7 protein-coding genes are annotated in these 11790 nt (G+C 47.9%); all 7 read right to left on the bottom strand.

What is annotated here, in order from left to right:
* Positions 1-54: 54 nt before the first annotated feature.
* Complete coding sequence (locus H583_RS0127750; RefSeq protein WP_028563336.1) at positions 55-1704, bottom strand: extracellular solute-binding protein; 1650 nt, start codon at positions 1702-1704, stop codon at positions 55-57.
* Positions 1705-1834: 130 nt separating this feature from the next.
* On the bottom strand, positions 1835-2746 hold the full coding sequence (locus tag H583_RS0127745) for a carbohydrate ABC transporter permease (RefSeq protein WP_028563335.1): 912 nt from the start codon (positions 2744-2746) through the stop codon (positions 1835-1837).
* 15 nt (positions 2747-2761) lie between these two features.
* Positions 2762-3703, bottom strand: a complete 942-nt coding sequence (locus H583_RS0127740; RefSeq protein ID WP_154666017.1) for an ABC transporter permease — start codon at positions 3701-3703, stop codon at positions 2762-2764.
* 456 nt (positions 3704-4159) lie between these two features.
* On the bottom strand, positions 4160-6448 hold the full coding sequence (locus tag H583_RS0127735; RefSeq protein ID WP_036711335.1) for an AraC family transcriptional regulator: 2289 nt from the start codon (positions 6446-6448) through the stop codon (positions 4160-4162).
* 309 nt (positions 6449-6757) lie between these two features.
* On the bottom strand, positions 6758-7288 hold the full coding sequence (locus H583_RS0127730) for an HAD family hydrolase (RefSeq protein ID WP_028563332.1): 531 nt from the start codon (positions 7286-7288) through the stop codon (positions 6758-6760).
* 59 nt (positions 7289-7347) lie between these two features.
* Complete coding sequence (locus H583_RS0127725) at positions 7348-9744, bottom strand: glycoside hydrolase family 95 protein (protein ID WP_028563331.1); 2397 nt, start codon at positions 9742-9744, stop codon at positions 7348-7350.
* 184 nt (positions 9745-9928) lie between these two features.
* Positions 9929-11722: a right-handed parallel beta-helix repeat-containing protein gene (locus H583_RS0127720; protein WP_036711332.1), complete on the bottom strand. Its 1794-nt coding sequence runs from the start codon at positions 11720-11722 to the stop codon at positions 9929-9931.
* Positions 11723-11790 lie beyond the last annotated feature (68 nt).

The raw sequence follows: 11790 nt of genomic DNA, 5'->3' as shown, positions 1-11790 counted from the left end.
CATGACATCAGGCGCTCTATCTCCCGATAAAGCGCCTGATGGTGGATTCCAATATTATTTTGTAGCGTCGTAAGCTTTTTGCAGGATTTCCAGGTAGCGGTCAAGCTTCAGATCTTTCAGACCCTTCACATAGCTGTCCCAGTCCTTATTCAGATCTTTGTTGCCGGTAACGAATTGAAGTGCATTTTGCTCGATATAAGTCTTGATGTTAGTTTGCAGCATGCTCATTTCATCTACATCGTTAGGATCAACCCAGATGGACCAGATTGGGAAAATTTCTTTTGGTTCATGGCCTTGGTACTCCAGTGTAGCCTGGTACAGTCTGCGCTCGTAGTTGGCAGGATCAAAGATGTCTGTTCCTTGAACCCATGTATCACGGTAATCCTTCGGCATATAGAAGTGGCCCATACCGCTCCAGCCTCCATTGCGTGGTGCTTCTCCTTCTTTGCTAGGGATCGGTTTAACCACTGGGGTTACACCCTCGCCAAGCGCTTTGTCGCCTGGAGCCGGATCTTCCCAGTCAAGGCCTTTCACACCAGTTGCACCGTTAGTCTGGCCTTCTGGTGTAAACATGTAGTCAACCATTTTAATCAGTGCGATTTGCGCTTCTTTGCTTGCTTTGTTTGTAATGACAAATTTGGCTCCTGGTGATACGCCGCCGTTGTCATGGGTAGCAAAAGAACCGTTCGGCCCTTGAAGCGGTGGAACCGGGTTGTAATCTTTTGTACGCTCCTTCGCAAGATCCGTAAAGATTGCAGGGTGCATACCAGCGCCAGCTCCCAAAATTTCAGCGCCTGCATTTTCTCCGATTTTCTTGAATGCTTCAGCGTTTTGCGTGAATGCACCCGGATCAATCAGACCTTCGTCAAACAAGGATTTCACATAAGCCAGACCGTCTTTCCACTCTTGAGTGACTGCAGCGGAAGATACTTTATCATTGCTCATATTCAGGTAGTTGCGGTCATCGTTGTATACGAAGCCATTCATCAGGAACGGCAGCACACGTACACCAAAGTCTTCAATCGAGCCGCTCAGCGCCACTTCGTCAGCTTTGCCGTTTCCGTTAGGATCTTTTGTTTTAAACGCTTTCAATACATTTTTGAAATCTTCTGTTGTTTTTGGCATTTCAAGATTCAGGTCTTTCAGCCACTTGGTGTTGATCCACATTTTGTTCGGATATGAACAGTGGAAGCATTGCGTGTAAGCGCCCAAACCGTAAATATTGCCGTCCGGAGCTGTGTTCAGAACTTTCATGTCAGGCTGGGTTTCCAATGCTTTCTTAATGTTTGGAGCATATTGATCAATCAGATCATTAAGCGGAATAAGAACGCCTTGCTTACCGAATTTCAGCAGGTCTGCTTGCGAAAATTGGTCGATGTAATGCGTCAGCATGTAAGCATCCGGATAGTCGCCGCTTGCCAGTGAAATTTGACGTTTTTCTTTTGCACCGTCAGAAGGAATCAGCTGCCAGTTAAATTTAACGTCGTATTCTTTTTGCAAGTACTCGGTAAATTTATTTGTCTTCAGGTCAATGCCCTGCTCCTGTACTGCAAATACGCTAATTTCTACCGGCTTTGAGCCGTCTCCGCCAGCTTGCGAACCATCTGTTCCGGAATTCTTGCCGCTGTTCCCCTGAGAACAAGCAGTCAGCAGAACGCTCAGAATAAGAATGGCAGATACTAATTTCCAACCGCGTTTTTTCATATTTCCGCTCCCCTTTTATTCATCTTATGGATTCATTATAATGCTATGATTGTATCACATGATTCCAAGCCCGCCTTCACATCGTCCTCACCGCCTTATCCGAATATGGTATTATACCCGGAGGACCGGGTTAGCCCTTTACAGAGCCAACCAGCATCCCTTGGACAAAGAAACGTTGCACAAACGGATAAATAATCAGTACCGGCAATGTCGCCACCACAATGAGTGAATATTTCAACAATTCAGCCAATTGTGCTCTTTCAACCTGAATGCTCGGGTCCATGACACCGTTACTGTTGTTCTGAATAATAATACTGCGCAGTACGATTTGCAGCGGATACAATTTATCCGATTTCAGATAGATCAAAGCGTCGAAGTAGGCATTCCATTGACCTACCGCATACATAAGCACGAGTACGGCAATAATCGGTTTGGACAACGGAAGCACAACACTCGTCAAGAACTTCCAGTCGCTGCAGCCATCCAGTTCCCCGGCTTCAATCAGTTCATTCGGGATGGTCGCCTGGAAGAACGATCTTGCAATAATAACCTGCCATACCCAAATGGCGTTCGGAATCAGCAGTGCCCAACGGGTATCGATCATGCCAAGCTCCTTGACAACAAGGTAGGTCGGAATCAAACCACCGCTGAACAGCATTGTAAACGTAACCATAATCAAAATAAATGAACGTCCATAAAAAGTTTTACGTGATAACGGATAGGCCAGCATGATTGTCAGTATGACACTGATCATCGTTCCAGCCGCCGTGTAAAACAGGGAGTTCGCATACCCCGTCATAATTTGCGGGGTTTTGAATATGGTAGCAAAGCCCTTGAAGGAAATATCCACCGGCCACAGCCACACCCGTCCGGAAGTAACGGCCAGAGGGCTGCTGATCGAGCTGCTAAGAATGTAAACTAACGGATACAGCACGAGCACAATGATGATACTAAGAATTGCATATACGAAAAACATGAAAATCCGGTCGCTTGCCGATTCGCGAATTTTTTGTTTCGGACGAACAGATACTGCTGAGGCCATTTAGCAACCCTCCTTTTACCAGATACTAGTGTTGGAAATTCGTTTGGCCAGACTGTTCACTGTAATCAGCAGGATCATATTGATCAGGGAGTTGAACAGGCCGACAGCCGTTGCAAAGCTGTAGTTGGCATTTAACAGGCCTACGCTGTAAACGTATGTTGCAATGACTTCGGAACTCGAAATGTTAAGCGAGTTTTGCAATAAGTAAATCTTTTCGAAGCCCAGAGCCATAACATTACCGACATTAAGAATGAGAATAATTGTAATCGTAGGCAAAATGCCCGGCAAATCCACGTGCAAAATCTTTTGGAAGCGTGATGCTCCGTCCACTTTCGCAGCCTCATATAGGGTAGGATCGATTCCTGCCAGTGCTGCCAGATAAATAACCGCCGAGTATCCGGCCGTCTGCCAAATATCCGACCATACATAAATGGAGCGGAACATCCCCGGTTCTCCAAGGAAGTTGATCGTATCCATTCCCAGAGACGACAACAGGACATTGGCAAAACCAAGCCTTGGCGCAAGGAACAGCATAATAATAGATACCATGACAACTGTTGAAATGAAATAAGGTGCAAAGGTTACAAGCTGAACGAAGCGCTTGAAACGGGTATTGCGTACTTCATTTACCATTAATGCCAGCAGTATCGGAATCGGAAATCCGGCCAGCAGCAGATAAAAGCTGAGTAGAATTGTATTTTTGAGCAGTGACCAGAAGATCGGATTCTCAAAAAACAATCTAAAATGCTTGAATCCTACCCATGGGCTGCCCCAGATTCCCTGAATGACGTTAAAGTCCTTAAAGGCCAGTACCGCGTTTGCCATCGGATAATATTTAAAGATGACAAAAAATAGTACCGGCGGAAGTACCAGCAAGTACAGCTGCCAGTGCCGTTTAAAACTGGCGGCGGCTCCCGTTCCCCGCTTTGGTCTTTTGACAACATGGACAACATCCAAAGCGCTGCTGTCTGTTATGTTTGTCTGTTGCAGAAAAATCCCTCCTCTTTATTGATGCCGCAGTTGACAGCGCTTTCTACAGCTCGATTATAAAATACATTTACAACGGATGTGTAGGTACAAATCGTTCCAATAGCGTACAAATCCGCTAAATCCAGCGTGCACCTTCCCCCGTCTGCATCCCAAAAAACCTTATAAACACTGGGTTTATCATAACCCTTCGACTTTTTTCTACATACTGTATGGGATGATGGTACCGCTTTCCTTGAGGGTACATCTTTCCGTTTTAAGTGCAACCGGCTGTACCGTCTGTAAAACGGAACAGCACCGTTTCGCACTAAAATAAAAGCCCTTATAAAGTAAAACAGGTGCATTCTATAATAAAAAAACTGCCGCCCCCTATATTTCAGGAAGCGGCACAATTCAGATTATTCTTTTACTGTTTTCTTGGAAAACTCAATCTATGCTGGACTGTCTGTACACGCTTGGAGAAACGCCCATCACCCGCTTGAAGGCGCGCCGGAAGGAATGGGAGCTATTGTACCCTACGAGTGAAGCGATGTCATCAATCGTATGTGTATTTTCCTTCAACAGCTCGGATGCCCGGTCCAAACGTACCTTCTCCAAATAGTCGGAGAGGTTGCTGCCCGTTACATTTTTGAAAATTTGTGAAATCGACTTCTCCGGCCGCTTGACCTGTTCAGCGACATGGTAGAGCGTCAGTTCGGAATCCGAATAGTTCTCCCCGATAAATTGCTTAATCTGCTCCACGACCTGAATATGCATATCATTCTTCTTACTTGTAATCATTTCGCAAAGGGATTCCATGATCGGGCCGACCTCTTCCTCAAAGCTGTCCAGTGTGTCCATCGTCTGAATGCCGATAATCCGGTTTTTCACCTGTTCAAACATACTGGATTCAACTACGGATTTCTGGTCGAGCAGCTTCAACAAAGTCCCTTTTATTTCCAATATTAATTGATTTTTCATTTCAACGGATAAATCTTTTATTTCCATGTTATGAGATATGATGGACTGAAGGTTCTTCTTCGCCTCTCCAATCTCCCCAGCCTTGAGCGTGCCCAGCAACCTCAGCTCTATATCTAGCGGATAGTAATACGTTGCGCTCTCAATAACGGTATCGCCGTACCAAAAAACAGACTTTTTGTTGGATTTGGCCGTATGATCCATGGCTTGCTTGGCTTGTTCGAACGAATGGCTGATTCCGGTCAAGGAATCGAACTTTTCACCGGCGGAGACCAGAATGGAAATTTTGTACTCCCCAAACAAAGATGCGGACAGATTGAGCAGCAGGTCATCGATCTGTTCCTTCGTGTACGCCATCATGCCCTCTTCCTCAGGAGAAATAAACAGGGCTACGACTTTGTCTGATCCAAGATCTGTCGTCGGAATCGGTCCGGTCTTATCCTGCAATTTCTGCTTGAGAACGAGACGTGCAGCATTTAGCTCAATGAGAACTTCGACGTTATCCATTCCGGAATAGCCGTCAATCTGGATAATGGCCGCATAACCGGTATTCCCGCTTAATCCCGCATTAACCTGTATCGCAGCGGCAATAATTTCATCCCGGGTCTGGAATTCGCCGGAAATCAATCTTTTGAAGAAGGCATCGCGGACGAGCGGCCCTTGGCGGCGCAGCTCGGATTCGAGCTTCTTGTTATTGTTGATCATCTCGGCAATATTTCCCTGGAGAAAATCATATTCATTATGTCCGGTCTTCATCTCCTGGCCAAATACCGCAAGAACCCGGTTAAGGGTGACACTGTTACGATAAGCGAGCAGCAGCCCAACCATCAGTCCAATCATCACGGACGCGCCGGTCACCGTCATCGTAATCGCCTTAATCTTTTTGGCATTGTCCATCAACGCTTCTCTTGGTAACCCGGCCTGGTACAGCCAGCCATTCTGGTCTGATCGAATGGAAATCACCAGATGATCATCGTAAAAGCGGCTTATCTGTTGGCCATGCAGCTCACTGTCCTTCGCAAGCGTTTCCAAGTCTGGCTCACCTTCGCCCTGCAGACTGATTGTCTGCCCTTTGTCATCCGCAATGTGAACCCATCCCCCGTAACGGTCGGTAATCCCTGAGAGCAGGCTCGAAATCAGCTTTTCATCGATCATGACAACGACAACTGCAGGCGACGGCTTCTGGAAGCTATCCAGCGGCAGTGTCTGCATATAGGTAATAACCGAGCTCTCTTCCTTAATGAATTCATAATGGCGAAGCGGCATAATTTCGCTTCTGTGAGTCGGCTCAAGTACCGTCTTGCGCCATTCTTCGAACGACATATCATTGTAATGGAAGTTTTCGTAATAATGATCCGGACGGAAGTAGACCGAACCTGGCGTAAGCACGATATCATAGTTGCTTAAGTAAATAAAGAAATTCCGCAAAAAATCATTGGTCTGGCCAAATGTGGTCAGAAATTGCTTGGATGACCATATGCCGAAGACGTTCTGATTATTGCTCACCACCCGCTCGTTGATCAATTTGGCCAAGTTTTTGTCAATGGCTAACTGTCTGGTAAAGCCCTCGACCTCCGCTAATCTGCGTTCCAGCAATTCTTTACTCTTTTGCAGCTGCATCACGCTATTCTCAATGGATACTTCGGTCATAACGGATATCGATGTACGGTAGGACATATAGCCTGCAATAATCGGAATCAGCAGGATGACAATATAGGATATCAAATACTTTCTGAATACCCTGGAATGTCTGATCATATAATCCCCCCTTATGATATCGCTGTCATTTTTCTTTATGTATACGAGCCTAAGGCTCAATTATATACAAGGCTCATTAAAATGTGAACTGCCTTCTGTACGAAACGCTTATTTCACAGTTCAATCAGTAGCACATTATAACGAAAAGCAACTGCTATAAATATACAGTTGCTCTTCGTTATGGTTCATCTGCAACAGAATAAGCCTTTAACATCCAAGAGCACATTTTAAATGTAAAAAAAAGTGCAAAACAGATAGCGAGAACGCGGTCTCTCCGTTATAAAGGCTTAGTTTGCAGGTTGTCTTTCATTAAACGAGCTTTTCATTTAACTGATCAGCCAGTTCAAGCAACTGCAATGGCTCGCTGATTGTGTACATTGGACGCTCGCTCTCATCAGCCGGCTCATGCGGATAACGTGGCGTCCAGTTGATGAAAATGCTGGTAATCCCAAGTGCGTTAGCACCTTTGATATCCCGGCTCAGGTTGTTGCCGACCATCGCCACGCGGCTGAAGTCAGCTTCAGTCAGTTCGATCGATCCTGCTGCCGCTTTGAACATGCGGGCACTTGGCTTGGTCGCTTTGATGTTCTCGGAGTAGATCATCGCAGTGAAGTAGTCATACAAGCCAAGCTGCTTATATACATTCTTGAAGGACTGCGCATCGCCGTCGGCAACCATAACAAGGGTATAGCCGCGCTCAACAAGTGTCTTCAGCATAATATCTGCACCAGGGATAATGCTGGCCGAGGTCACGATGCCCTCTTCATCCCGTGTTTCCGTTGATTCATCGATGATTGTATCTCCACTGTCCAGAAACAGAATCAATTTTTTTTCGCTCATTGGAAGTCCTCATTTCAGTTGAATTTTGAATTATCGAATGGTGTTGAATATGCTGCGTATTACCCTTGGCGAACCAGCTTGTACGTGCTGCCCTGAGCAGCGGCAAAGGTCACAATTCCCTCTGCAGATTGCTCTGCCTGTACCGCCTTGCCGTCTTGGGTAACCGTTACTGGAACGGAAACACGTACAGATAAGCTTCCGCCTGGCACATTTACAATTTCCGCTTCACGCAAGTTGCCATCAATCCAGCTCAAGCTGATCTCATAGCCGCCGCGAGCACGAAGTCCGCTCACTGAGCCTTCGCTCCAACTCTCAGGCAGCGATGGAAGCAGATGCAAGTACGGCTGATGGGATTGCAGCAGCATTTCGGCAATACCTGCGGATGCAGCAAAGTTGCCATCAATCTGGAATGGCGGATGCGCGTCGAACAGGTTGGCATACACGCCTCCATGGTGGTAATTGTCCGGCTCATTGTCCTTAACCAGACGCAATAGGTTGGAAATCAGGTTAAGCGCACGGTTGCCGTCGCCGAATCTGGCCCACAGGCCAACTTTCCAGCCGAGGCTCCAGCCCGTTCCGTCATCGCCTCTGCGGATCAGTGATTGCTTGGCCGCCTCGAACAGCTCCGGTGTCAGCTCCTTGGTTAACTGCTGTCCCGGATATACGCCGAACAAGTGCGAGACATGACGATGATGGACATCCTCGTCCTCATAATCCTTATACCATTCCTGCAATTGGCCATACTTGCCTACCTGCATCGGGAACAGCTTTTCTCTGGCCGCTTCGATTTCCGCCACAAATGCCTCATCGATGCCGAGTTGTCCGGCCGCACTGATACAGTTGGTGAACAATTCCCAAATTAGCGATATGTCCATGGTGGACGCTGCACTCATGCCGAACGTTCCTTCAGGCGTTCTGAACTTGTGCTCCGGCGAGGTGGATGGGGATGTAATGAGACGTCCCTCTCCGTCATCATGCAGGAAATCCAGACAGAACAGCGCAGCTTCCTTCATAATCGGGTATGCGCGCTCACGCAGAAATTCTTCGTTGCCGCCAAACTGGTAATGCTCCCACAGATGCTGGGTCAGCCAGACACCTGCCATCGGCCACAGCACCCAGATCGGATCTCCGTCACCATAGTCGCCTACAGGTGCGGATTGTGCCCAGATATCTGTATTGTGATGGACCGTCCAGCCGCGTGCCCCATAGTTCACTTTGGCAGTCTCTGCTCCGGTCTTGGACAGATTGCCGATCATATCGAACAACGGCTCATGGCACTCCGACAGGTTGCAGGTTTCAACCGGCCAATAGTTCATTTGCGTATTGATGTTCAATGTATAGTTGCTGCTCCAAGGCGGTCTGGTCGATTCATTCCATATTCCCTGCAGGTTCGTTGCCTGGGAGCCTGCTCTGGAGCTGGCAATTGTCAAGTAACGACCATACTGGAACAGAAGTTCTACGAGACCCGGATCAGATGCGCCATATTGTACAATAAGGTCATCGGTCGAAATGTCCTCTGGAGCAGTCGAGTTGCCAAGATTAAGCTGTACACGGTCGTACAAGAAACGGTAGTCGGCAACATGCGTCTCACGGAGCTGCTCATAGGACTTGGCTTCAGCCCCTCCAATCAGCTTAACTGCCTCTGCTGCCGCGTCTTTGCCTTCCGTACCCGGATTTTTGTCGTAGCCATTGAAGCTCGTCGATGCGCTGAACAAAAAGGTAGCACTTGTGCTGTCCAGTACGTGAATGCCGTCGGTGTCAATTTCCACATGGCCATCCTCGATCTGAACCGAAATGCAGCCTTCGAATTTCATTGCGGAAGATGTCTCAGCATCTCCATATATAACAGGCTTCGCCGTATTATAGTAGTTAGGCGCAGTATACTCAGGTGCCGTTCCGCGAATATGGAAGCGATCACCTGTAACCGCTGTCTTGTAGCGCAGCGGACTGCTCAGGCCGGCATGAACGCTCAGCATCCCCGGTGTGCTTGCTGTAAGACGCAGGACAATTACCTGATCCGGATAAGAAGCGAATAATTCCCGGGTGTAGGTAACACCGCCAATTGTGTATTCAACGGTCGAAACCGCATTTTCCAAATCCAGTGTGCGCTTGTACGAGTGGAATACAGAGCCATGATCAAAGCGGAGATTAATATCTCCAAACGGGAGATACGCTTGCGTATAAGGTCCCATCATTTCCTTGCCAAGACGGTCTGCTTCTGCGTAGCGGCCTTCCTTAATCAGCTCACGCACACGCGGCAGAACTTCTTTGGCGCCAGGGTTGTTCCAGTCTTTCGGATAACCGGACCACAGCGTATCTTCATTCAGGGCGATACGCTCTTTCTCCACCCCTCCAAATACCATTGCGCCGAGCCTTCCGTTACCGATTGGCAGCGCTTCCGTCCATACTCCTGCGGGCCTGCCATATTGCAGCTTTGCAGGCTTAGACTTACTCATGGTTGACCATTCCTTTCATTCATTGCATTTTCCCAGCATTGCCATTTCATATTCTAGCACAATTTTTGAGGACCAGGTACCATTTTTCGTCCACTTATCAGACATCTCATACATGCAACCGGCGGGCAGCCATAGAAACGACTTCCTGCCGGTTATGATATCGTCATCTGAACGGGTCAAGCGCTTACTCAGCGTGTATAGCAAGCCCTTGCCCGGAATCGAGTTCGATGTTGTCCAATGACATCTGATGTGTACGTACCGTCTGGTTGAGCTTATCGCTATGGAAGACATTATCTCCAATCTTCACCCGACTGCAAGCTGTCAAATCAAAAGCATCACGGAGGATGGTATCAGGCTGATTTCCGGAGGCGGTAATGCTGTTATGAATAAATTTCAGCTTGTCCGTACTCTTTGCGGAAACAACTGTAACATCGAGCATTTCAAAACGGTTGTCACGAATCGTTATTCTTCTGTGGACCGGATGATCGGCGCTTGCCTCACTATTCTCAGGCGCAATATTAATTACAGCCTGCTCGCTGTTTCCGCATTCATAGAACCAGTTCCCTTCGATCAGCACATCCTCGGTCTTGCCTGATTCGAACCAGCTTTCAGAATCGCAGGCAACCAGAACACCGCTCATGAAAAGACGTTCAAAACGATTCTCACGAATGACTGTCTTGCGGCGTGTCGTAATCAGTATACCACGCGTTGGAATTCTGGAGAAATCATTTCTTGTAATTTCTATTTCAGGCGTCCAGGTCACATTCTCCACCACATCTCCAGGCTCAATGCCTTGCGGTACAGGATGAGCAAGCGTCAGCAGAATCTCCCGTGGAGTTAACTGCTCAGCCGAAACGACTGTGTTGCTGCTATACGAAATGAGAGAGCTGGCTCTGACGAACTCAATCTCGTCACCCGGATAAAATGCGGCAAAGCCATAGGTTTGATGATGCATGAACTTCAGACGAATCTGGTTTGGTGCAGGGCTGTCTGTAACCGCCAGGTAAGTACCGTGAACATTGATTGCATCATCATGCCCGCCGGCAAATTGGCTGCGGTGAACCGTAAGCTTGCCCCGGCAACCGGACACATGAATAAAGTCGGCAAAAGCTGCTACTGTCCGTCCCGTCTCTGGACGCGGACGCAAGTTGATGCGATCGAATGTAAGGTTTTCGCTAAATTGACATACAACGCCAAGCCCATGCATAAAGTGCATGCCCATATCACGCCAGTCAATATCCTTGCTCCGGTTAATGAAAGCGCCGACCTGATCGCGGATGCCGTCACGGAATTGCAGCGTGTGGCCTACGTGCTGTTCCGGTGCTTTGCCAAGATGAATGCGTAGCTTGCCCGGCTCCAGTTCTTCTACCCGCTTGGCCGTATCAAAGATCGTATCAATCCGCCATGTCCGGTCGAGTACGGGATCATACTCCTGCATCGGTCCCGTATGAAAGCGCCACCCATCCCCAATGAAGAACAATTTGCCGTTATCCAGCTCATAGCGGGAATCCGAATGAACCTCTACATCCATGTCCTCACTGCCTATGCGGGTAACCGTCATTTCCACTACTGTCGGCCATTCGTAGTCAAAGCGGACATTGCGCACACCGATCCGCTCACACTCATCAATGGTGATCATTGTCTGCTTGCCGTGGAATATAAACAAAGAGCCGTTCCCGTCCAAGGTTACGTCGCTCAAGCCCTTTAAATAGATGCCCAGTGTCTTGGTGATATCCGGATTTTCAATCTCACTGGCAGTATTGGTGATATAGTAAGGAACCTTGGCTGCATGCTCCGGGTAAAAATCATAGCGCCCGCCCGCACAGGTAACGACCACAGGCCCATTCTGCTTTGCAGCCGCTTCCAAAGCCTGGCGCATGGCAACAACCGTATCTTCGCCGGAGTTAGCCTTGGCTCCAAAATCTTCAATACGGATGATTACTGGCCCGGTAGCCACAATGCTGTTCAATTCTCTCATCCTCTTCATCTCCTCCATATAAATGGCTAAACAAGGAATGCTCTGAGTGCTGGCACCCAGAACATATC

The organism is Paenibacillus pinihumi DSM 23905 = JCM 16419 (assembly GCF_000422505.1).
In the GTDB taxonomy this organism is placed as follows: domain Bacteria; phylum Bacillota; class Bacilli; order Paenibacillales; family Paenibacillaceae; genus Paenibacillus_D; species Paenibacillus_D pinihumi.
The sequence above is the reverse complement of the archived record's forward strand: the minus strand, read 5'-3'. Positions and strand labels throughout refer to the sequence as shown.